This is a genomic window from Cupriavidus alkaliphilus (genome assembly GCF_900094595.1).
In the GTDB taxonomy this organism is placed as follows: domain Bacteria; phylum Pseudomonadota; class Gammaproteobacteria; order Burkholderiales; family Burkholderiaceae; genus Cupriavidus; species Cupriavidus alkaliphilus.
Window position 1 is genome coordinate 542,166 of sequence record NZ_FMAD01000003.1, and the last position, 21,190, is coordinate 563,355.

Annotated in this window: 20 protein-coding genes and 1 tRNA gene; 7 read left to right on the top strand and 14 right to left on the bottom strand. The window is 68.4% G+C overall.

What is annotated here, in order from left to right:
- Positions 1 to 77: 77 nt before the first annotated feature.
- Positions 78 to 1,256, bottom strand: coding sequence for a nicotinate phosphoribosyltransferase (pncB, locus tag GA0116996_RS09150; RefSeq protein ID WP_092309668.1), 1,179 nt, complete (start codon positions 1,254 to 1,256; stop codon positions 78 to 80).
- Positions 1,257 to 1,622: 366 nt separating this feature from the next.
- On the opposite strand from pncB, the gene fdxA reads away from it, so the two are divergent.
- The 3 genes from fdxA (at position 1,623) to GA0116996_RS09165 (ending at position 3,458) form a co-directional block, all read left to right on the top strand.
- Positions 1,623 to 1,946: a ferredoxin FdxA gene (gene fdxA / locus GA0116996_RS09155; RefSeq protein WP_012353337.1), complete on the top strand. Its 324-nt coding sequence runs from the start codon at positions 1,623 to 1,625 to the stop codon at positions 1,944 to 1,946.
- A gap of 86 nt (positions 1,947 to 2,032) precedes the next feature.
- Entirely contained in the window at positions 2,033 to 3,142 is a 1,110-nt protein-coding gene (locus GA0116996_RS09160; protein WP_026164075.1) for an NAD(P)/FAD-dependent oxidoreductase, read from the top strand.
- A gap of 240 nt (positions 3,143 to 3,382) precedes the next feature.
- Positions 3,383 to 3,458 (top strand) — tRNA-Asn (locus tag GA0116996_RS09165).
- A 121-nt stretch (positions 3,459 to 3,579) separates the two neighbouring features.
- On the opposite strand, the gene GA0116996_RS09170 is transcribed toward GA0116996_RS09165, so the two are convergent.
- From GA0116996_RS09170 to GA0116996_RS28245, 12 genes are all read right to left on the bottom strand, one after another.
- On the bottom strand, positions 3,580 to 4,347 hold the full coding sequence (locus GA0116996_RS09170) for an IclR family transcriptional regulator (protein ID WP_092309670.1): 768 nt from the start codon (positions 4,345 to 4,347) through the stop codon (positions 3,580 to 3,582).
- 60 nt (positions 4,348 to 4,407) lie between these two features.
- On the bottom strand, positions 4,408 to 5,568 hold the full coding sequence (locus GA0116996_RS09175) for a CaiB/BaiF CoA transferase family protein (RefSeq protein ID WP_092309673.1): 1,161 nt from the start codon (positions 5,566 to 5,568) through the stop codon (positions 4,408 to 4,410).
- 12 nt (positions 5,569 to 5,580) lie between these two features.
- A complete protein-coding gene (locus GA0116996_RS09180) occupies positions 5,581 to 6,747 on the bottom strand; it encodes an acyl-CoA dehydrogenase family protein (RefSeq protein ID WP_092309676.1) in 1,167 nt (388 codons plus the stop codon).
- 40 nt (positions 6,748 to 6,787) lie between these two features.
- On the bottom strand, positions 6,788 to 7,765 hold the full coding sequence (locus GA0116996_RS09185) for a Bug family tripartite tricarboxylate transporter substrate binding protein (RefSeq protein WP_092309678.1): 978 nt from the start codon (positions 7,763 to 7,765) through the stop codon (positions 6,788 to 6,790).
- Between the two features lie 48 nt (positions 7,766 to 7,813).
- Positions 7,814 to 8,203, bottom strand: a complete 390-nt coding sequence (locus GA0116996_RS09190) for a cupin domain-containing protein (RefSeq protein WP_092309681.1) — start codon at positions 8,201 to 8,203, stop codon at positions 7,814 to 7,816.
- A gap of 175 nt (positions 8,204 to 8,378) precedes the next feature.
- Positions 8,379 to 9,074, bottom strand: coding sequence for a two-component system response regulator KdpE (gene kdpE, locus GA0116996_RS09195; RefSeq protein WP_092309684.1), 696 nt, complete (start codon positions 9,072 to 9,074; stop codon positions 8,379 to 8,381).
- 31 nt (positions 9,075 to 9,105) lie between these two features.
- Complete coding sequence (locus tag GA0116996_RS09200) at positions 9,106 to 11,961, bottom strand: DUF4118 domain-containing protein (RefSeq protein WP_092309687.1); 2,856 nt, start codon at positions 11,959 to 11,961, stop codon at positions 9,106 to 9,108.
- A gap of 75 nt (positions 11,962 to 12,036) precedes the next feature.
- Positions 12,037 to 12,666: a potassium-transporting ATPase subunit KdpC gene (gene kdpC / locus GA0116996_RS09205; protein ID WP_092309690.1), complete on the bottom strand. Its 630-nt coding sequence runs from the start codon at positions 12,664 to 12,666 to the stop codon at positions 12,037 to 12,039.
- A gap of 28 nt (positions 12,667 to 12,694) precedes the next feature.
- The gene (gene kdpB, locus GA0116996_RS09210; RefSeq protein WP_243419609.1) at positions 12,695 to 14,773 is read right to left on the bottom strand and encodes a potassium-transporting ATPase subunit KdpB; all 2,079 of its coding nucleotides are present in this window, start codon (positions 14,771 to 14,773) and stop codon (positions 12,695 to 12,697) included.
- Positions 14,774 to 14,909: 136 nt separating this feature from the next.
- A complete protein-coding gene (kdpA, locus tag GA0116996_RS09215; protein WP_092309693.1) occupies positions 14,910 to 16,727 on the bottom strand; it encodes a potassium-transporting ATPase subunit KdpA in 1,818 nt (605 codons plus the stop codon).
- On the bottom strand, positions 16,727 to 16,816 hold the full coding sequence (locus GA0116996_RS09220) for a potassium-transporting ATPase subunit F (protein ID WP_062800936.1): 90 nt from the start codon (positions 16,814 to 16,816) through the stop codon (positions 16,727 to 16,729). The genes kdpA and GA0116996_RS09220 overlap by 1 nt, the downstream gene beginning before the upstream one ends.
- The gene (locus tag GA0116996_RS28245; protein ID WP_165835127.1) at positions 16,816 to 16,965 is read right to left on the bottom strand and encodes a hypothetical protein; all 150 of its coding nucleotides are present in this window, start codon (positions 16,963 to 16,965) and stop codon (positions 16,816 to 16,818) included. The genes GA0116996_RS09220 and GA0116996_RS28245 overlap by 1 nt, the downstream gene beginning before the upstream one ends.
- Positions 16,966 to 17,416: 451 nt before the next feature.
- Here GA0116996_RS28245 and rpsU point away from each other — a divergent pair, with 451 nt between their 5' ends.
- The 4 genes from rpsU (at position 17,417) to GA0116996_RS09240 (ending at position 19,970) form a co-directional block, all read left to right on the top strand.
- Positions 17,417 to 17,629, top strand: coding sequence for a 30S ribosomal protein S21 (gene rpsU, locus GA0116996_RS09225; RefSeq protein WP_010814647.1), 213 nt, complete (start codon positions 17,417 to 17,419; stop codon positions 17,627 to 17,629).
- A 162-nt stretch (positions 17,630 to 17,791) separates the two neighbouring features.
- Entirely contained in the window at positions 17,792 to 18,703 is a 912-nt protein-coding gene (gene nodI / locus GA0116996_RS09230) for a nodulation factor ABC transporter ATP-binding protein NodI (protein WP_092309696.1), read from the top strand.
- 25 nt (positions 18,704 to 18,728) lie between these two features.
- Positions 18,729 to 19,580, top strand: coding sequence for an ABC transporter permease (locus GA0116996_RS09235; RefSeq protein WP_092309699.1), 852 nt, complete (start codon positions 18,729 to 18,731; stop codon positions 19,578 to 19,580).
- A gap of 39 nt (positions 19,581 to 19,619) precedes the next feature.
- Positions 19,620 to 19,970, top strand: a complete 351-nt coding sequence (locus GA0116996_RS09240; RefSeq protein WP_092309702.1) for a hypothetical protein — start codon at positions 19,620 to 19,622, stop codon at positions 19,968 to 19,970.
- 4 nt (positions 19,971 to 19,974) lie between these two features.
- On the opposite strand, the gene GA0116996_RS09245 is transcribed toward GA0116996_RS09240, so the two are convergent.
- Entirely contained in the window at positions 19,975 to 21,180 is a 1,206-nt protein-coding gene (locus GA0116996_RS09245) for an O-succinylhomoserine sulfhydrylase (protein WP_092309825.1), read from the bottom strand.
- Positions 21,181 to 21,190 lie beyond the last annotated feature (10 nt).

Consider the following 21,190-nt stretch of genomic DNA (forward strand, 5'->3'; position numbering starts at 1 on the left):
GCGCGATGCGGCGATTATAGGGGCGATACAGCGGTACGCTGCAGGGGCGATACAGCGGCGCGCCGTGCAAAAGCCTGCTACGCGGCGGGCTGCACCGAATACACCTGGCGCAGGTAGGCCAGGTAGCCGGGATCGTCGCACATGGTCTTTTCCGGCGTGTCCGACAGCTTGGCCACCGGCTGCCCGTTACAGCGCACCATCTTCAGCACGATCTGCAGCGGCGTGTAGCCCAGGTCGTTGGTCAGGTTGGTGCCGACGCCGAACGCCAGCCGGCAGCGGCCATGGAAGCGCTGATACAGCTCGATCACGCGCGGGATGTCGAGGCTGTCGCTGAAGATCAGCGTCTTGGTGCGCGGGTCGACGCGGTTGGCGGCATAGTGGGCCACCATGCGCTCGCCCCACAGCACCGGATCGCCGGAATCGTGGCGCACGCCGTCGAAGAGCTTGCAGAAATACAGGTCGAAGTCGCGCAGGAAGGCGTCGAAGCCATAGGTATCCGACAGTGCGATACCCAGGTCGCCGCGGTACTCGCGCGCCCAGCGCTCCAGCGCGAACACCTGCGAGTCGCGCAGCCGCGGCCCCAGCGCCTGGCAGGCCTGCAGGTATTCATGTGCCATCGTGCCCAACGGCACCATATTGTGCAGGCGCGCGAAGTGGACATTGCTGGTGCCGGCCAGTTGCGGGCCCAGCAGGCGCCGCATGGTCAGCAGCACCTCTTCCTGCCAGTCGCGCGAGAAGCGCCGGCGCGTGCCGTAGTCGGCGATCACGCAGTCGCCCAGCTCGGGCGTCTTCAGCAGCGCCAGCTTGGTTTCCAGCCGGCGGCGGCCTTCGGCCAGGTCAGGCTGGGGCTGGGTGCGGCGGAAATAGACTTCGTTGACGATGGCGAGCACCGGCACTTCGAACAGGATGGTGTGCAGCCACGGGCCGGTGATCGAAATCTCGATCTCGCCGTTGCCCTGCGCCGACGGGCGCACCGACACATATTTCTCGTTGAGGTGGAACAACCCGAGGAAATCGACGAAATCGCTCTTGATGAAGCGCAGGCCGCGCAGGTAGGCCAGCTCTTCCTCGGTGAAGCGCAGCTGGCACAGGTGCGCCACCTCGGCGCGGATCTCGTCGATATATGGGGTCAGATCGATGCCCGCGTTGCGGCACTTGAAGCGGTACTCCACTTGCGCTTGCGGAAACTGATGCAGCACCACCTGCATCATCGTGAATTTGTACAGGTCGGTGTCGAGCAGAGACTGGATGATCATAGCGGGCCAGACGGCGATGCCGGGTCAGAACGCCATGCTACCCGAAGTCTGCCCACTGCCGGCTGGCCGGGTGCTGCCGCGCAGCATGCCGGCGAGCAGACAAAGCCGCCAGCCGACCACCATGCGTTAAATCAAAAGTACATAAAGAAATAAGAAAACTATCTGATCCGGCTATATAGACCGGCTATCCTTGCCAGAAGGCTCGGCTACAATATCGGTTTCCGAAAGGCCTCGGCCGGCGCTCGCCCAGCCCATGCTGCCCCGCGGCACGCGGGCATTCGCATGTGATGGATGCGGCGCGTCACGCCGGCAAGAAGCGGCCCCACAGTTTCCCATTAAAAGCCGACCCGTTTTCCTGGAACCGAAATGACTCACGTTGTCACCGAATCCTGCATCCGTTGCCGCTACACAGACTGCGTTGACGTGTGTCCGGTCGATTGTTTCCGCGAAGGCCCCAACTTCCTGGCCATCGACCCGGATGAGTGCATCGACTGCGCCGTGTGCGTGGCCGAATGCCCGGTGAACGCCATTTACGCCGAGGAAGACGTACCGGGCGACCAGCAGCAGTTCATCGAGCTGAATGCCGAGCTGGCGCGCGCATGGCCCTCCATCACCAAGACCAAGGCCCCGCTGGCCGAGGCCGAGGAGTGGAAGGACGCCACCGACAAGCTGCAGTACCTGGAGCGCTGAGCGCACCGGGCAGCAAAGAAAGCCGTCCCCACGCGCTTTCCGCAATGCCGGGCACCCGCGTGCCCAACCAACGTATCAGGACGAATATGGACTTGAGCATTCCAAATCCCGTTGCCGACACGACCAGGCAGGTCGAGGGCGGCAGCCCCGCAGGCGGCCAGCCGCTGGAAATCGACGCGCTGATCGTCGGTGCCGGCCCGGTAGGTCTGTTCCAGGTGTTCGAACTGGGCCTGCTCGAAATCAAGGCCCACGTCATCGATTCCCTGAAGGTCGTTGGCGGCCAGTGCGTCGAGCTGTATCCGGACAAGCCCATCTACGACATCCCGGCCGTGCCCAGCTGCACCGGCCAGGAACTGACCGACAACCTGCTCAAGCAGATCGAGCCGTTCGAGCCCACCTTCCACCTGGGCCAGGAAGTGTCCGTGGTCGAGCGCCGTGAAGACGGCCGCTTCTTCGTCGAGACCTCGCTCGGCACGCGCTTCATCACCAAGACCATCTTCATCGCCGCCGGCGTGGGCTCGTTCCAGCCGCGCACGCTGAAAGTCGATGGCATCGACAAGTTCGACGGCAAGCAGCTGTTCTACCGCGTCAAGGATCCGAGCCGCTTCCACGGCCGCAACCTGGTGATCGTCGGCGGCGGCGACTCGGCGCTGGACTGGACCCTGGACCTCGTCGGCAAGGCCGAGTCGGTGGTGATGATCCACCGCCGCGACGGCTTCCGCGCCGCGCCGGCGTCGGTCGCCAAGATGAAGGAACTGTGCGAGCAGATGGAAATGCAGTTCCTGGTCGGCCAGATCAGCGGCTATGAAGAGAAGGACGGCGTGCTCACCGAGATCAAGGTGTCGGGCGCCGACGGCGTGACCCGCCGCCTGCCGCTCGACGACCTGCTGGTGTTCTTCGGGCTGTCGCCCAAGCTGGGCCCGATCGCCGAATGGGGCCTGGACCTCGAGCGCAAGCAGATCAAGGTGGACACGGAGAAATTCCAGACCAATATTCCCGGCATCTTCGCGGTCGGCGATATCAACACCTACCCCGGCAAGAAGAAGCTGATCCTGTCGGGCTTCCACGAGGCCGCGCTGGCCGCGTTCGGTGCTGCGCCGTATATCTTCCCCGAGAAGAAGATCCACATGCAGTACACCACCACCTCGCCGAAGCTGCACAAGGTGCTGGGCGTGGAATCGCCGGTGTTCGACTGACCTGCTGCCGATCCCGCGGAAAAAAACCGCCGCGAGGCGGTTTTTTTCTGGCACAAAGGGGGAAGCGTCGCTATAATGCGGCCTCGCTGTTCAGCGCCACGGTCGCGAAGCCGGCAACCCGCCCCTTTGCACCGCCGTCCGGCAGCAAGCCAGCCTTCCCCGCACCCATGACAGGAACTAGATGTCGAAAGGGTGTTGACGAAGAAAAGAGAAACTGGCTATAATTTCTTTCTCAGCTGTTCCCCGATAGCTCAGTCGGTAGAGCGACGGACTGTTAATCCGCAGGTCCCTGGTTCGAGCCCAGGTCGGGGAGCCAACCGATACGGAAGCCCGGTGCAAACGCACCGGGCTTTTTCGTTTTACGGTTGTTCCTGTCAGGCCTGATGCGGAGCGCCACGGCCGATCCGGCCGCAACGCCCTCCTCTCCCTCTCTTCCCCTACCCTTGCAGTGACGGTGCCGCGGCCTCCAGCGCCGCGATGATGCCCTGCGCATTGATTTCGACCCGGTGCAGCGGCCCCGCCACCGACAGGCCATAGGTTACGCCGCCGATCGTCACCGGCACGGCGATGGCGCCAAGGTCGGGAAACGATTCGCCGAAATTCGGATACCAGCCCTGCTTCTGCCAGCCCTGCATCGCCGCTTCCAGCGCCTGCGCCGAGCTGATGGTGCGCGGCGTGCGCGCCGCAAAGGACACGCCCGACAACAGCTCGGCGCGTGCGCCCGGCGTCAGCGTGCCCAGGATGGCGCGGCCGATCGAATTGACATGCGCATCGCGCAGCTCGCCTGGCGCGGCGATATAGCGCACCGGGTTGGGGGATTCGCGCACTTCCAGATACAGCACGCGCCCGTCGTCCTGCAGCTTGCCGAACACCACGGTCTCGCCGGTGGTGTCGCGCAGCGATTCCAGCACCGGCTGCACGCGCTCCAGCAGCGGGTCGTTGCGGGCGATGCGTTGCGCGATATCGAGCAGCCGGCGCGTCGGATAGTAGCCCTGGCGGCGCCCGGTCTCGTACAGATACCCCAGCGAAGCCAGCGTGCGGATCAACCCCAGGCAGCTCGACATCGGCGCGCCCAGCAGCTTGGCCAGCTCGGTCAGCGTCAGCGAGCGGCCTTCGCGCGCATAGATTTCCATGATCTCGATCACGCGCAACGCCGTCTTGACGCTGCCGTAACCGGACTTCTCCGCCGCTTCGTTTGCTGCCATCGTTTGGCTTCCTCGACTTCAGTATCCGTTGGCCGGGATTGTACGCGGCGGCAGCGCGGGTCAGTCCTCCTGAGGCGCGGCTGGCGGCAAGGCCTGCGGCCAGCTGCGGATATTGCCCGGCGTGCGCGAGAAGCGCGTGGGAATGCCCACGCCGCGCAGGCGCCCTTCACTTGGATGGTCATACTCGAACATCATGCCGGTGGCGCGCAGGTGGGGGTCGTCGGCGAGGCTGTCGAAGTGCGGCACCTCGCTGTGCGGGATGTCGGCATCGCGCAGCAGCGCCAGCCATTCGGCGGTGGTGCGCTGCGCGACGATCTCGGCCAGCGTGGCATAGAGCGCGTCGATATTGGCGCTGCGCGCGGCCGGCGTGGCATAGCGCGGATCACTGGCCAGCGACGCATGGCCGGAGACATCGAAGAAGCGCTGCCATTGCGCGCTGGTGTACGGCAGCAGCGCGATATGCCCGTCGCGGGTGCGGTACGGCTTGCGGTGCATCGACATCACGCGCGGATAGCCGGCCGGACCGAGCGGCGGCACGAAGGTCTGCCCGGCCAGTTGCTCGGTCGCCAGGAACGACACCAGCGTCTCGAACATCGGCACCTCGATGGCCTGGCCGCGGCCGGAGCGCTCGCGTTCGTACAGCGCCATCGGAATCGCATAGGCCACGGTCAGCCCGGCGACCTTGTCGGCGAGGATGGTGTTGACGTACTGCGGCCCTTCGTTCGAATTGGCGCCCTGGAACTGCGCCATGCCGCTGCGCGCCTGGATGATGTCGTCGAACGCCGGCGCGCCGGCGTACGGCCCAGACTCCGAATAGCCATAGGCGCCGCAGTAGATCAGCCGCGGATGGTCCGCGCACAGCGAGCCATAGTCGAGCCCGAGCTTGCGCAGCGACTGCGGCCGCACGTTCGAGACAAAGACATCGGCGCCGGCGATCAGCGCCTTCAGCGCCGCCAGGTCGTCGGGCTGCTTCACGTCCAGCACCACGAACTGCTTGTTGCGGTTCAGGTTGAGGAAGCTCGCGCCCATGGCGGCGTGCCGCGCCGGCTCGGCGTGACGGAACACGTCGCCGGCGGGCGGCTCGACCTTGATCACCTCGGCGCCCATGTCGCCGAGAATCTGCGTGGCATACGGCCCCATCGCCACCGAGGTCATGTCGATCACGCGGATCCCGGCCAGCGGCCCGGTCGGCGCACTGGCCTGCACTGGCTTGTCTTGCATCGGCGCTCCCGCTCAGTAGGACTTGGGCAAGCCCAGCACGCGCTCGGCGATAAAGCACAGGATCAGCTGCGGGCTCACCGGCGCGATGCGCGGGATATACGATTCGCGCAGCAGCCGCTCGACGCGGTACTCGCGCGAATAGCCCATGCCGCCCAGCGTCAGGATCGCGGTCTGGCAGGCATTGTGCCCGGCCTCGGCGGCGAGGTACTTGGCGGCATTGGCCTCGGCCCCGCACGACTGGCCCGCGTCGTAGCGCGCCGCAGCCTTGAGCATCATCAGGTTGGCCGACTCCAGCTGCATCCACGCCTGCGCCAGCGGATGCTGCACGCCCTGGTTCATGCCGATGGGGCGGCCGAACACCACGCGCTCCTTGGCATACTGCGTGGCGATGGCCAGCGCCGCGCGACCCAGCCCGATGGCCTCGGCGGCGATCAGGATGCGCTCCGGGTTGAGCCCATGCAGGATGTACTCGAAGCCCTTGCCCTCTTCGCCGATGCGGTCCTCGTCGGGGATGAACAGGTCGTCGATGAACAGCATGTTGGTGTCGACGGCGGCACGGCCCATCTTGTCGATCTCGCGGATCTCGATCTTGCTGCGGTCGACCCTGGTGTAGAACAGCGACAGCCCCTCGGTCGATTTCTTCACCGACTCCAGCGGCGTGGTGCGCGCCAGCAGCAGCATGCGGTCGGCCACCTGCGCGGTCGAGATCCAGATCTTGCGCCCGCTCACCGAATAGCCGCCCGGCACCTTGCGCGCAAAGGTCTTGAGCTTGGTGGTGTCCAGCCCTGCGTCGGGTTCGGTCACGCCGAAGCAGGCCTTCTCCTGGCCGGCGATCAGCGGCGGCAGGAAGCGGCCCTTCTGCGCGTCGGTGCCGAACACCACCACCGGATTCAGGCCGAACACGTTCATGTGCACCGCCGAGGCGCCAGTCATGCCGGCGCCCGACTGCGAGATGGTCTGCATCACCAGCGCCGCTTCCAGGATGCCCAGCCCCGCGCCGCCGAAGGCCTCGGGCATGGCCACGCCGAGCCAGCCGCCTTCGCACAGCGTCTTGTAGAACTCGTGCGGATAGGTGCCGGACTTGTCGAGGCGGTCCCAGTATTCCATGTCGAATTGCGCGCAGACCTGCTGCACCGCCTCGACGATGGAGGCCTGTTCTTCGGAGAGATCGAAATTCATCGCGTTACCTGCTTGCTGTCGTTGTCGGTTCGATGGTGTCTTATTCCGGCTGGATGCCCGCGTCCTTGACCAGCCGCGCCCACTTCTGCAGCTCGGCCACGACAAACTGGTTGAGCTCGGCCGGCGTGCTGCCGAAGGGCTCGAAGCCGAGCGCGTGGAACTGCGCCGCATGCTGCTTGCTGGTGGCGATCGCCACCAGCTCGCGGTTCAGGCGCTCGACCACCGGGGCCGGCACCCCGGCCGGGGCGAACACGCCGTTCCACGAGGTCACGTCGAAGCCCTTCAGTTCCGGCACGCTCGCCAGCGGCGGCAGGTCCGGCAGCAGCGCACTGCGTTGCGCGGTGGTCACCGCCAGCGCGCGCAGCTTGCCGGCGCGCACGTTGGCGATGCCGGCGGCGAAGTCGACGAACATCGCCTGCACCTGGCCGCCCATCACGTCGGTCATCGCCGGCGGCGTGCTCTTGTACGGCACGTGCAGCATCTTCAGCCCCGCCATCTTCGACAACGTCGCGCCCGAGACGATGCCGGTGCTGTTGCCGCTGGCATAGGTCAGTCCCGGATGCGCCTTGGCGTAGTCGACGAACTCGCGCAGCGTCTTGACCGGCAAAGCCGGGTTGACCACCAGCATGAACGGCAGGTTGCCCATGCGCGAGATCGGCGTGAAATCCTTGACCGGGTCATAGCGCAGCTGCTTCATCAGCGACGGGTTGGCCGAATGCGTGGTGTTGGTGGTCATGAACAGCGTATAGCCGTCGGCGGGCGCCTTGGCCACGAACTCGGCGGCGATGGTGCCGTTGGCGCCGGGCTTGTTGTCGACCACCACCGGCTGCTGCAGCGACTCGCCCAGGTACTTCGCGGTCAGGCGCGCCACCGCATCGGTGCCGCTGCCGGCGGCAAACGGCACCACCAGGCGCAGTGGCTTGGCGGGGAATGCATCGGCGGCCAGCACCGGGGTGGCGGCCAGCGCCGCGCTGCAACCCAGCACCAGGCCGGCAAAAGCGTTCTTGAAGGACTTCACGGTGGTTGTCTCCTGTAGTTTTTGTGTCCTGCCCGCGACCGCCGCCTGTCAGGCAGGCCGTATCACGCGTTCAGGGGATTCCTCGTAAGGCGGGGAATAGATCACCAGAATCTTCGCCGGCTCGTCGCTGACCACCGTGAAGACGTGCATCTGGTCCGGCGGGAAGAAGCAGCAGTCGCCCGGACCCAGTTCGCGGCGCTGGCCGCCGACCTCGGCAATGGCGCGGCCTTCCAGCATGTAGCAGACCTGTTCGATGCCGGGATGCGCATGCGGCAGCGCGCCCTTGCCCTTCTCTATGGTGCCGTGGATCACTTCCAGATGGCGCGAGCCGACGGTCTCCGGCGCGATCAGCCGGCGGTTGAGGGTGCCGACGTGGTTGGCAGGGTGGTAGCCCTCGACCTCGGCGGTCGAGACGAAATACACGGGTTGGTCCGCCATGCGGGTCTCCTGCATTAATTCATGTTTATGAATATTAGTTTATACACATGAATTCTCCCGTCAAACGTTTTCGACAGGATTGCGGGTTTACCGGGAGCGGACGGCATGGACGAGCGCCGCCCTCACGCCGCGCGTGATCGGTCGGTAACGGATGTTGTGAAGCGGCTTCCGGAGCTCAGCCGGCGAAGCGGTAGCCCACGCCGACCTCGGTCAGCAGCCACGCCGGCTGGGCCGGGTCGGCCTCCAGCTTGTGGCGCAGGTGGCCCATGTAGACCCGCAGGTAGTGGCTGCTGTCCGCATGGGACGGCCCCCACACTTCGCGCAGCAGTTCGCGATGCGTCATGACCTTGCCACGGTGCGCCAGCAGCACGGCAAGCAGGCGGTATTCGATCGGGGTCAGGTGCACCGCCTCGCCCCCGCGCGTGACCTGCCGGTTGGCGAGGTCGACGGCAACATCGCCGAACGCCACCTGCGCCCGCCCCTGCGCGCCGGCGCGCGCATGCCGGCGCAACAGCACGCGCAGCCGCGCCACCAGCTCGCCCACGCCGAAGGGCTTGGTCAGGTAGTCGTCGGCGCCGGCGTCGAGCGCGCGGATCTTCTCGGTCTCGTCGGTGCGCGCCGACAGCACCAGCACCGGCACTTCGGTCCAGGTGCGCAGCTCGCCGATCATCGAGACGCCATCGCCGTCGGGCAGGCCCAGGTCCAGGATCACCAGGTCGGGCTGGCGCGTGCCGGCCTCGATCAGGCCGCGCTGCAGCGTATCGGCCTCGTGCACGGCGCAGCCCTCGTCCTGCAGCGCCGCGCGCACGAAGCGGCGAATATGGGGCTCGTCTTCCACCAGCAGCACCGTGGGCGAAAACTCGAATGGCATGACGCGTTGCTTCCTTGCAAGTTGGGCGGGTTCAGGCCGGCACGCCGGCCGCTTCGGGCTCCAGCACGGGCGGGGTGCCGCGCGGCAGCGTGACCACGAAGCGCGCCCCCGCTGCCCCGGCCTGCGCCGGATGCACCGGCTCGACCCGGATGCTGCCGCCGTGCGCCTGCACGATCGCGTCGCACACAGCCAGGCCCAGGCCTACGCCAGTTGTGGCGGATTCGCGCTCGCCGCGCGTGAATTTCTCGAACACCTGGCGCGCCATCGCGGCCGGCACGCCAGGGCCGTCGTCCTCGACGATCAGGTGCACAGCGGTTTCGGTCACCTCGCCGCGCAGCCGGATCTCAGTGCCCGGCGCGGTGTACTTGGCCGCATTCTCGAGCAGGTTGCACAGCACGCGCTCGATCAGCACGCCGTCGCACTCCACCAGCGGCAGCGCCGACAGGTCGGCCACCACCACGCGGTGCCGCGCCAGCGCGTCGCGCAGCGACGCCAGCGCCGCGCCGGCCAGTTCCTCGAACGACTGCCAGGTCTTGCGCAGCGCCACGTTGCGGCTCTGCAGCCGCGCCATGTCGAGCAGGTTGGCCACCATCGCGTGCATGCGCCGCGCCTGGTCGCGCATGACGCCGACCGTTTCGGCCACCTCCGGTGCCAGCGGCGGGGTGCCGCGCTGCAGGGTCTCGGCCATGCCGATCAGGCTGGTCAGCGGCGTGCGCAGGTCGTGCGAGACCGCCGCCAGCAGCGAGCTGCGCAGGCGCTCGGACTCCATCGTCAGCAAGGCCTGCTGCGCGACCTCGACGTAATGCAGCCGCTCCAGCGCAATCGCGATCAGCGTGGCGAAGACATCGGCCTGCCGCCGCAGCGCGGGCTGCGCCAAGGCACGCCAGGCGCGCGGCTCGACCGCGAGCACGCCGCGCACCTGCATCGGCGCTTTCAGCGGCAGGTACAGCACCGTGCCCGCCGGCAGCGTGTCGGTGCCGGTGCCGGCCGGCTGGCCGTGGTCGAACACCCATTGCGCCAGCACATGGTCGATGGCGTCGCTCTGCGCGGCGACGCCGGCTTGCGCATCGCTCTCGGCATCGTTTGCGGCAGGCAGCAATCGCCCTTGCGGGCCGGCCAGGAAGAACGCCGCGCGCGCGTCGAACGCCGCCCGCAGGAAGCGGCTGCCGATGGCGACGATCTGCGCATCGGTCAGCGCCGCCGACAGTTCGCGCGCCAGCTCGTACAGCGTGCGCGCATCGGTCTCGCGCTGGACCGACACGCGCGCCTGCTCGCGCAGCCCGGCGGTGAGCTGACCGATCACCAGCCCCACCGCCAGCATCACCAGGAAGGTCACCAGGTATTGCACGTCGCTGACCGCGAACGACAGCTGCGGCGGAACGAAGAAGAAGTCGAACGCGCCCACCGCCACCAGCGCGGCCAAAGCGCCGGCGGTGCGTCCGTGGCGCAGCGCCACCCCTGCCACCGCCAGCAGGAACAGCATGGCGATATTGACCAGGTCGAACCATGGCCGCGCCAGCACCGACAGCGCGGTGGCGCCGGCGCACCAGGCCACCGCCCACAGCAGGCCGGGCCACTGGGCCGGACCGGCCTCGTCAACCTGCGGATCGATGCCACGCGCGCTGCGGGCGGCAACGGGCGCGTCGTGCCGGACTCCGTCGGCCGCGACGCGGATCACGTCGACCTCCGGACACGCGGCCGCCAGCGCATCGGCAAAGCTGCTGCGCCCGAACAGCCAGGCGCGCGCGCCCAGCCACGGCGCGAGCAACTGCGCCAGCCACGCATGCAGGCGGCCCCGCAGCGCACCGCCGCGGTCACGCCAGCGCGCCGGCGTGCGGCCGACCAGGACCTTGGTCAGGTTGTGCCGCCGCACATAGCCGGCCACCGCCGCCACCATGTCGCTGCCGGCCAGGGTCTCGGTGCGCGCGCCCAGCGACTCGGCCAGGCGCATGGCCTCGTCGAGCTGCGCGCGCAGCGGGTCCGGCACCGGCGCCAGCCGCGGCACCGACACCGTCACCACATGGCAGTCGCAATCGAGCTGCGCGGCCAGCCGGCGCGCGCTGCGCACCACCTGCGCGGCATCGCTGCCCAGGCCGATGCAGGCCAGCACCGCTTCGCGCGTGCGCCACACCGGCTCGATCGACGCCTGCTGGCGGTAGGCGCGCACATCGTCGTCGACGCGGTCGGCGGTGCGGCGCAGCGCCAGCTCGCGCAGCGCGATCAGGTTGCCCTTGCGGAAGAAGTGCTGCACCGCGTGGCGGGCCTGTTCGGGCACGTACACCCGGCCTTCGCGCAGCCGGCGCAGCAGTTCGTCGGCGGGCAGGTCGACCAGCACCACTTCGTCGGCCTCGTCGAAGACCGCGTCGGGCACGGTCTCGCGCACGCGGATGCCGGTGATGCCGGCCACCGCCTGGTTCAGGCTGTCGAGGTGCTGGACGTTGACGGTGGTCCAGACGTCGATGCCGGCCGAGCGCAGCTCGGCGATGTCCTGCCAGCGCTTGGGATGGCGGCTGCCGGGCGCGTTGCTGTGGGCCAGCTCGTCCACCAGCACCAGCGCCGGCCGGCGCGCCAGCGCCGCGTCGAGATCGAATTCCTCCAGCGCGCGGCCGCGGTGCTCGAGCGCGCGCCGCGGCAACTGCTCGAGGCCTTCGGCCAGCGCCTCGGTCTCGGCGCGGCCATGGCTTTCCACCACGCCCACCACGACATCGCCACCCTGTTCGCGCAATGCGCGCGCCGCCGCCAGCATGGCAAAGGTCTTGCCGACGCCGGCCGAGGCGCCGAAGTAGATGCGCAGGCGTCCGCGCGCGGCGCGTTCGCCGTCGGCCTGCATGCGTTGCAGCAGGTGGTCGGGATCGGGGCGGAGGTCGTCGGCTGGGCGCACGGGCATGGTGGGCGCGCTCACGTTGCGGCGGCGCGAGCGCAGCCAGATTGTGCCATGCAGGCCGGCACACGGCCCGCCGCCTCAGCGCGCCGGCAGCGCATCCAGTGCCAGGTTCAGCTGCAGCACGTTGACGCCGGCCTCGCCCAGCACCGGCAGCAGCGGCTTGTCGGTATGCGCGGCGATCAGCGCGCGCACCTGCGCGAGCGGCAGGCCCCGCGCGCGCGCCACGCGCGCCGCCTGGTACTCGGCCGCGGCCACGCTGATATGCGGATCCAGGCCGCTGCCGGATGCGGTCACCAGGTCCACCGGCACCGGCGCGGTGTTGCCGGGATCGGCCGCGCGCAGCGCGTCGAGGCGCGCGCGTGCCGCGTCGGCCAGCGCCGGGTTCGAGGGCCCCAGGTTGGAGCCGCCGGAAGCTCCGCCGTTATAAGGCATCGGCGCGGTCGCCGAGAGCCGGCCCCAGAAGTCGCCGGGCGCGGAGAACGGCTGGCCGATCAGCTCGGATCCCAGCACCTTGCCGTCGCGCACGATCAGCGAGCCGGCCGCCTGGTGCGGAAAGGCCGCGCCGGCAATCATCGTGATCGCCGCGGGGTACAGCAGGCCTGTCAGCAGCGACAGCGACAGCAGGACGACCAGCGCCGGGCGCATCAGGCCGCCCTGCCCTTCGGTTTGCGCGGCGTGCGCGGTGTCGGCAGTGATTGGATTGGACATGGTTGCTCCGAACATTGTTTGGGGTCGGTCAGGCCCAGCCCATGGCGGCCAGACCCAGGTCGATCAGCTTGATGCCGGCAAACGGCACCGCGATGCCGCCCAGCCCGTACACCAGCAGGTTGCGACGCAGCAGCGCGGCGGCGCCGAGCGCGCGGTAGCGTACGCCACGCAACGCCAGCGGGATCAGCACCACGATGATCAGCGCGTTGAAGATCACCGCCGACAGGATTGCCGAGGCCGGCGTGGCCAGGCCCATCACGTTGAGCAGGCCGAGTTGCGGATAAGTGGTGGCAAAGGCCGCGGGAATGATCGCGAAATACTTGGCCAGGTCGTTGGCCACGCTGAAGGTGGTAAGCGCGCCGCGGGTCATCAGCATCTGCTTGCCGATGCCGACGATCTCGATCAGCTTGGTCGGGTTGCTGTCGAGGTCGACCATGTTGCCGGCCTCGCGCGCGGCCTGCGTGCCGCTGTTCATGGCGACCGCGACGTCAGCCTGCGCCAGCGCCGGGGCGTCGTTGGTGCCGTCGCCGGTCATCGCCACCAGGCGCCCTTCTGCCTGGTACTGGCGGATCAGCGCCAGCTTGGCTTCGGGCGTGGCCTCCGCCAGGAAGTCGTCGACGCCCGCCTCGGCGGCGATCGCGGCGGCGGTCAGCCGGTTGTCGCCGGTGATCATCACGGTGCGGATGCCCATGCGGCGCAGTTCGCCGAAGCGCTCGCGGATGCCGCGCTTGACCGTGTCCTTCAGCTCCACCACGCCCAGCACGCGCACCTCGGCCCCGGCCAGCTCGGCCACCACCAGCGGCGTGCTGCCGGCCCGCGCCACGTCCTCGACCGCGTGCGTGACCGCATCCGGGAACTTGCCCGCATGCTCGGCCACGTAGCGGCGCACGGCGTCGGCCGCGCCCTTGCGCACGCTGCGCCGCGACGCGCCCTCGCCGAGGTCGACGCCGCTCATGCGCGTCTGCGCGCTGAACGGCACGAACACCGGCCGCGCCGCACCCATGCCGGGCGCCTCGGCGCCGGCCTGCTGGCGCGCCAGCGCCACGATGCTGCGGCCCTCGGGAGTTTCATCGGCCAGCGACGACAGCCACGCGGCGGCCGCCAGCTGGCGTTCGCCCACGCCCGGCGCCGGCAGCAGCCGCGCGGCCTGGCGGTTGCCGAGCGTGATCGTGCCGGTCTTGTCGAGCAGCAGCACGTCGACGTCGCCGGCCGCTTCCACCGCGCGGCCCGAGGTGGCGATCACGTTGGCCGCCATCATGCGGCTCATGCCGGCCACGCCGATCGCCGACAGCAGCCCGCCGATGGTGGTCGGGATCAGGCACACCAGCAGCGCCACCAGCACGGTCACGGTGACCGGCAGCCCCGCGCCCGTCGCCAGCACGCTGTAGGCGGAAAACGGCAGCAGCGTGGCCGTAGCCAGCAGCAACACCATCGACAGCCCGACCAGCAGGATGGTCAGCGCCAGCTCGTTGGGCGTCTTCTGGCGCCGCGCGCCTTCGACCATCGAGATCATCCGGTCGATAAAGCTCTCGCCGGGATTGGTGGTGATGCGCACCACGATCCAGTCGGACAGCACGCGCGTGCCGCCGGTAACGGACGAGAAATCGCCGCCGGATTCGCGGATCACCGGTGCCGATTCCCCGGTAATGGCGCTTTCGTCGACCGAGGCCACGCCTTCGATGACCTCGCCGTCGCCGGGGATCATGTCGCCGGCCTCGGCCAGCACCACGTCGCCGCGGCGCAGCGTGGTGGCCGGGCGCACCTGCACGGCGCCATCGCGGCGGCCCTCGCTCAGCACGCGCGCGCTCGCGGTGCTTTTCAGCCCGCGCAACGACGCCGCCTGCTGGCGGCTGCGCCCTTCGGCCAGGGCCTCGGCAAAGTTGGCAAACAGCACGGTGACCCACAGCCAGATAGTGACCGCGACGATAAAGCCGGCGCTTTCGGTGGCATGCGGCAGCGGCGACACCATCGCGCGCACGGCCAGCAGCGTGGTCAGGATGGCGCCGGCGTAGACGACGAACATCACCGGGTTGCGCAGCTGCTCGCGCGGCGACAGCTTGCGCAGCGCCGCGAGCAGCGCCGGGCGCACCAGTTCGGGCGACAGCATGCGGCGCGGCGAGCGCGCGGGATCGTGGGCGGCGCCGTCCTCGGCGCGCTCCGGGGCGGCCTGGGGCCGCGTGGTCAGGGTATCGGGTTGCATCATGGAGACAGGTTCGCGATTGGCGGTTCGTCAGGACAGGCGTTCAGCGCGCGGCGCCGGCCAGCACGCCCTGCAGGTGTTCGGCAACGGGGCCCAGCGCCAGCGCCGGGACATAGGTCAGCGCGCCCACCATCAGCACGGAGCCGGCCAGCAGCACCACGAACAGCGCGCCGTGCGTGGGCATGGTGCCGCCGGTGGCCGGCAGCTTCGGCTTGGCCGCCAGCGAGCCCGCCAGCGCCAGCACCGGGATCACGATCCAGAAGCGGCCGAACCACATCGCCGCGGCCAGCAGCGTGTTGTAGAACGGGGTGTTGGCGGACAGCCCCGCGAACGCGCTGCCGTTGTTGTTGGCCGCCGACGACAACGCGTAGAGGATCTCGGAAAAACCGTGCGTGCCCGGGTTGAGCACGCCCGCCCGGCCCGCGCCCGCCATCACCGCCACCGCCGTGCCCAGCAGCACCAGCAGCGGCGTGACCAGGATCACGATCACGGTCATCTTCATCTCGAAGGCCTCGATCTTCTTGCCGAGGTATTCCGGCGTGCGGCCGATCATCAGGCCGGCGATGAACACCGCCAGCACCGCGTAGACCAGCATGCCGTACAGGCCGGAGCCGACCCCGCCGAACACCACCTCGCCCAGCTGCATCAGCAGCATCGGCACCATGCCGCCCAGCGCGGTGAAGGAGTCGTGCATGGCATTGACCGCGCCGCACGACGCCGCCGTGGTGATCGCCGCGAACAGCGCGGAGGCGGCCACGCCGAAGCGCGTTTCCTTGCCTTCCATATTGCCGCCCGCCTGCAGCGCAGAACCCGCGTGATCCAGCGGCAGCGCGGACAACACCGGTCCGGCACGTTGCTCGGCCAGCGCGGCCAGGCCGGCCATGGCCACGAACAGCAGCGTCATCGCCGCCAGCACCGCCACGCCCTGGCGGCGGTCCCGCACCATTTCGCCGAAGGTGAAGCAGAGCGCGGCGGGAATCAGGAAGATCGCCAGCATCTCGATCAGGTTGGACAGCGCGGTCGGGTTCTCGTACGGATGCGCCGAGTTGGCGTTGAAGAAGCCGCCGCCGTTGGTGCCCAGCATCTTGATCGCTTCCTGCGAGGCCACCGGCCCCATCGGCAGCGTCTGCGTGTGCGCCGTGGCCGGACGCGTCAGCGCCTGACCCTGCGCATCCACGACCGGGGCGCCGGCGGCGTCCGTCACCGGCTGGCTGTAGGCCACCGGACGCAGCAACGCTGCGTCGCGGTAGCCGCTGAAGTTCTGGATCACGCCCTGGCTCGCCAGCATCAGCGCAATTGCCGATGCCAGCGGCACCAGCACGTACAGCGTGATGCGTGTCAGGTCGACCCAGAAGTTGCCGATGCTCCCCGCGCGCTGGCGCGCAAACCCGCGGATCAGTGCGAACACCACCGCGATTCCCGTGGCCGCGGAGACAAAGTTCTGCACCGTCAGCGCCAGCATCTGCGTCAGGTAGCTCATGGTCGATTCGCCGCCATAGCCCTGCCAGTTGGTATTGGCGACGAAGCTGACGGCGGTGTTGAAGGCCGAGTCCGGCGACACCGCGCCGAAGCCCTGCGGGTTCAGCGGCAGCCAGCCCTGAAGGCGCTGCAGCGCATAGACCGCCACCGCGCCGAGCAGGTTGAAGGCGAGCACGGCCAGCGCGTAGCGCCGCCAGCCCATCTGCGCGCCGGGCTGCACGCCGGCGAGGCGGTACAGCGCGCGCTCGAGTGACCGGCCCCAGCCGGTCAGGCGGTAGTCGTCGTCTTCGACCGCGCGGCGCAGGTAGCGGCCCAGCAATGGGGCCAGGGACAGCAGGATGGCCAGGTACAGGGCCAGCAGGCCCGGGAAATCGGTCGGCATCAGAACTTCTCCGGACGGCACAAGGCAATCAGCAGGTAGAGGAAGATGGCAACGGCAAGCGCGCCGGCCAGCAGTTCGGTCCAGTCCATCAGCGGTCTCCGCCGGTGGTGGCGTCCGGCTGCGGCCGGTCCGCGGCAGATACCGGCCGCGCCGGGCCGCACAGCCATGCGCACAGCGCTATCAGGGCGACGCTGGCGGCGCCGAAGGCAATCAGAACGAGCAGGAACATCGCATCCATGGCGAGCAGAATCGTGAGTGGCAGACGTCACCCAGATTAGGGATGCGCGGATAAAAACGGGGTAGAAAGGCCCGCCGCAGCCATAAAAACGGTATAAAGACAGCCCGCGGTCCGGCGTGGACGCCGCGGCGCGCATGAAGTGGCCTGGCGATAACTTTCAGGCCGGGCCGCCGCGCGTACGTTGCACTGCATTCTTGACAGCGCCGTCGTATACATGCCATAGTTACGGGCGTATAGCATTCATGGAAACCGGTACTGTCAGGCTCCAGTTATGTTCGGACCTGGCGCTATCACCCCTGACACTGGTTGCACGGACTGAAACGTCCACATCTTTCAGGTTCGCGGGGGCGCACCAGGGCATCGCCCGGCGTGCAATACCAGTCGCTCCGGCGACCGCAGTTTCCCCCCGTTTGAACCAGCCGCCCCGGCGGCAATCCCCTAAAGGACTGAATTGACTAAGATCGTCTTGAAACCCGGTGAGCCCGTTGAAGTTGCAATGCGGCGTTTCCGTCGTGCCATTCTGCAGACTGGCCTGATCGTTGAACTCAAGAGCCGCACCGCTTACGAGAAGCCGACGACCGAGCGCAAGCGCAAGAAGAAGGCCGCCGAAGCACGCCTGCGCAAGCGCCTGCGCATGCAGATGCTGCCGAAGAAGATGTACTGATTCCGGTACGCTTCGCTGCCTGGTCGCCAGGCAAGAAAAACCGCCAGTTCGCTGGCGGTTTTTTTATACCCGCGCCTGCTGCAATGCGCCAACTGAGGCCGGCGCGGATGACCGGCATAATGGCGGATATTGCGCCGTTGCGGCGCCACACCGGACCCTGCCTTGACTGCCATCCTCGAGTTGCGCAAGGTGCGCAAGCAATACGGCGACACGGTCGTGGTCGACGACCTCGACCTCCAGGTTTTCCGCGGCCAGTGCTTCGGCTTGCTGGGCCCGAACGGCGCCGGCAAGACCACCACGCTGCGGCTGCTGCTAGGCCTGACCACGCCCATGGCGGGCACGCTGACGCTGTGCGGCGAGCCCATCCCCGAACGCGCGCCGCAGGCGCGCATGCGCGTGGGCGTGGTGCCGCAATTCGACAATCTTGACCCGGACTTCTCCGTGATCGAGAACCTGCGCATCTTCGGGCGCTATTTCGGGCTGTCATCGGCCGAGATCGAGCGGCGCGTGCCGCGGCTGCTGGAATTCGCGCGCCTGGAAAACCGCGCCGACGCGCAAGTGCGCGACCTCTCCGGCGGCATGCGCCGGCGCCTGACCGTGGCGCGCGCGCTGATCAACGACCCGGACCTGCTGGTGATGGACGAACCCACCACCGGCCTCGACCCGCAGGCGCGCCACCTGATCTGGGAGCGGCTGAAGTCGCTGATGGCCAGCGGCAAGACCATCCTGCTGACCACGCACTTCATGGAAGAAGCCGAACGGCTGTGCAACTACCTGTGCGTGATCGACGGCGGCCGCAAGATCGCCGAAGGCAAGCCGCACGAACTGATCGACAGCCAGATCGGCTGCGACGTGGTCGAGGTCTATGGCGATGAACTGGACACGCTGCGCGGTACGCTGACGCCGCTGGCGCAGCGCACCGAAATGAGCGGCGAGACGCTGTTCTGCTACGTGCGCGAGCCCGCCCCGCTGCTGGCGGCGCTGCACGGCAGGAGCGGCGTGCGCTACCTGCACCGCCCCGCCAACCTCGAGGACGTGTTCCTCAAGCTGACCGGCCGCGAGATGCGGGATTGAATGCGGGACTGAACCAAGGGACGACATGAGCGAACAGGACCCCCGCGCGGACGCCGCCGACGCCTCCGCTGCCGCCGGCACCGCGGTGCGGCAGACCTATCCGCAGCCGCTGCTGCCGCGCAACCTGCGCAACTGGATGATGGTCTGGTACCGCAACTACATGGTGTGGAAGAAGCTGGCCATCCCGTCGATGATCGGCAACCTGGCCGACCCGATGATCTACCTGTTCGGCCTCGGCCTTGGGCTGGGGCTGATGGTGGGCCAGGTCGACGGCGTGTCGTATATCGCCTTCCTGGCGGCCGGCACCACCGCGTCGAGCGTCATGATGTCGGCCAGCTTCGAGTCGATGTATTCGGCATTCTCGCGCATGCACGTGCAGCGCACCTGGGAAGCGATCATGCATGCCCCGCTGACGCTGGGCGACGTGGTGCTGGGCGAAATCGCGTGGGCCGCCAGCAAGGCGGTGCTGTCGGGGCTGGCCATCATGCTGGTGGCGGGGGCGCTCGGCTATGCGCAGATGCCGGGCGCGCTGCTGGCGCTGCCGGTGATCGTGCTGGCCGGGATCGCGTTCGCCGCGCTGGCGATGATCGTCACCGCGCTGGCGCCCAGCTACGACTTCTTCATGTTCTACCAGACCCTGGTGATGACGCCGATGCTGCTGCTGTCGGGCGTGTTCTTCCCGCTGGAACAATTGCCCGAAGGCGTGCAGGCCGCCACCGAGGCGCTGCCGCTGGCGCACGCCGTGGCGCTGATCCGGCCGCTGATGCTGGGCCGCCCGGTCGATGACGCGGGCCTGCACCTGGCAGTGCTGGCCGTCTATGCCGTGGCCGCGCTGGTGGTGTGCCTGGTGCTGCTGCGCCGCCGCCTGCTGCGCTGACTCCGCCCCATGCCAGGCTCAACCACTACCAAGAGTTCCATGCCGTCTTTATTTCCCCGCTTGCGTCGCAACCTGCGCAACGATAGCGAAACCTCCGCCACCCTGCCGCGCGTCGCGCTGATGCTGGCGGCCGCCTGCGCCGTCGCGACGCTGTCCGGCTGCATGGTGGTTGGTGCGACCGTGGCGGTCGGCAGCGCCGCGGTGTCGACGGTGGCGACGGTAGGCTCGGCCGCGGTCAGCGTGGCCTCGACCGCGGTCGAGGCGACCTACGACGTCACCGCGGCCGGCGTGAAGGCGATGGCGGGCAGCGATGAGCCTGCTCCGCAAGCGCCGGCACCGCAAGGGCCGACCCTGCAAGAACCGGCCCCGGTGGCCATGGCGACAGAGTAGCGCCTCAGTCGCCCAGGCCGCGCAGCAGGTCTGCCTTCAGGTCCTCGACCGACTCCAGCCCCACCGCCAGGCGGATCAGCCCTTCGCCGACGCCCGCGGCCGCCTTGGCCTCGGGGCTGACGCGTGCATGCGTGGTGGTGTACGGGTGCGTGATGGTGGTGCGGGTGTCGCCCAGGTTGCCGGTGATCGAGCACAGCCGCGTGTTATCGATCACGCGCCAGGCATTGGCGCGCTGCTGCCCGGGCGTCGCGCCCTTGAGCTCGAACGACACGATCGCGCCGCCGCCGCTTTGCTGGCGCATGGCGATCTGGTGCTGCGGGTGCGACGCCAGCGCCGGGTGGAACACGCGCGCCACCGCCGGGTGCGATTCCAGGAACTGCGCCAGCGCCAGCGCGCTGGCCGAATGGCGCTCCATGCGGATCGCCAGCGTCTCCATGCCCTTGAGCAGCACCCACGCATTGAACGCCGACAGCGTCGGCCCGGCGGTGCGCACGAACGGGAACACCTTGCCCATGATGAAGTCGTGCGTGCCCAGCACCGCGCCGCCCAGCACGCGGCCCTGGCCGTCGATATGCTTGGTGGCCGAGTGCACCACGATGTCGGCGCCGAACTTCATCGGCTGCTGCAGCGCGGGCGAGCAGAAACAATTGTCGACCACCAGCAGCGCGTTGGCATCGTGGGCAATGTCCGCCACCGCCGCGATGTCAGCCACCTCGGTCAGCGGGTTCGATGGCGTTTCCAGGAAGAACAGTTTGGTGTTCGGGCGGACTGCCGCACGCCACGCTTCCAGGTCGGTCGGATCGACGAAGGTGGTCTCGACGCCGAACTTGCCGAAGATATTGTTGAACAGCGTCATGGTCGAGCCGAAGATCGCGCGCGAGCTGACCAGGTGGTCGCCGGCCTGCATCGACGACAGCACCACCGACAGGATCGCGCTCATGCCCGATGCCGTCGCCATGCAGGCCTGCGCCCCTTCCAGCGCGGCCAGGCGCGACTGGAACATCGACACCGTCGGGTTGGTGAAGCGCGAATAGGTATAGCCCTCTTCCGAGTTGGCAAAGCGCTCGGCGGCTTCTGCGGCGCTGTTGAAGCAGAAGCTCGAGGTCAGGTACATGGCCTCGGAGTGCTCCATGAACTCGCTGCGCAGCGTGCCGGCGCGCACGCCGAGGGTATCGATGCCGAGCGATTCAGGGTTGAGCGGTTCGTTCATGCTGGTGGCG

Excerpts from the sequence above, each read along its gene's own strand:
- pncB (WP_092309668.1), bottom strand. The coding sequence starts at position 1,256 with ATGATCATCCAGTCTCTGCTCGACACCGACCTGTACAAATTCACGATG.
- fdxA (WP_012353337.1), top strand. The coding sequence starts at position 1,623 with ATGACTCACGTTGTCACCGAATCCTGCATCCGTTGCCGCTACACAGAC.
- GA0116996_RS09160 (WP_026164075.1), top strand. The coding sequence starts at position 2,033 with ATGGACTTGAGCATTCCAAATCCCGTTGCCGACACGACCAGGCAGGTC.
- GA0116996_RS09170 (WP_092309670.1), bottom strand. The coding sequence starts at position 4,347 with ATGGCAGCAAACGAAGCGGCGGAGAAGTCCGGTTACGGCAGCGTCAAG.
- GA0116996_RS09175 (WP_092309673.1), bottom strand. The coding sequence starts at position 5,568 with ATGCAAGACAAGCCAGTGCAGGCCAGTGCGCCGACCGGGCCGCTGGCC.
- GA0116996_RS09180 (WP_092309676.1), bottom strand. The coding sequence starts at position 6,747 with ATGAATTTCGATCTCTCCGAAGAACAGGCCTCCATCGTCGAGGCGGTG.
- GA0116996_RS09190 (WP_092309681.1), bottom strand. The coding sequence starts at position 8,203 with ATGGCGGACCAACCCGTGTATTTCGTCTCGACCGCCGAGGTCGAGGGC.
- kdpE (WP_092309684.1), bottom strand. The coding sequence starts at position 9,074 with ATGCCATTCGAGTTTTCGCCCACGGTGCTGCTGGTGGAAGACGAGCCC.
- GA0116996_RS09200 (WP_092309687.1), bottom strand. The coding sequence starts at position 11,961 with ATGCCCGTGCGCCCAGCCGACGACCTCCGCCCCGATCCCGACCACCTG.
- kdpC (WP_092309690.1), bottom strand. The coding sequence starts at position 12,666 with ATGTCCAATCCAATCACTGCCGACACCGCGCACGCCGCGCAAACCGAA.
- kdpB (WP_243419609.1), bottom strand. The coding sequence starts at position 14,773 with ATGCTGTCGCCCGAACTGGTGCGCCCGGCGCTGCTCGCGGCGCTGCGC.
- kdpA (WP_092309693.1), bottom strand. The coding sequence starts at position 16,727 with ATGCCGACCGATTTCCCGGGCCTGCTGGCCCTGTACCTGGCCATCCTG.
- GA0116996_RS09220 (WP_062800936.1), bottom strand. The coding sequence starts at position 16,816 with ATGGACTGGACCGAACTGCTGGCCGGCGCGCTTGCCGTTGCCATCTTC.
- GA0116996_RS28245 (WP_165835127.1), bottom strand. The coding sequence starts at position 16,965 with ATGGATGCGATGTTCCTGCTCGTTCTGATTGCCTTCGGCGCCGCCAGC.
- GA0116996_RS09235 (WP_092309699.1), top strand. The coding sequence starts at position 18,729 with ATGAGCGAACAGGACCCCCGCGCGGACGCCGCCGACGCCTCCGCTGCC.
- GA0116996_RS09240 (WP_092309702.1), top strand. The coding sequence starts at position 19,620 with ATGCCGTCTTTATTTCCCCGCTTGCGTCGCAACCTGCGCAACGATAGC.
- GA0116996_RS09245 (WP_092309825.1), bottom strand. The coding sequence starts at position 21,180 with ATGAACGAACCGCTCAACCCTGAATCGCTCGGCATCGATACCCTCGGC.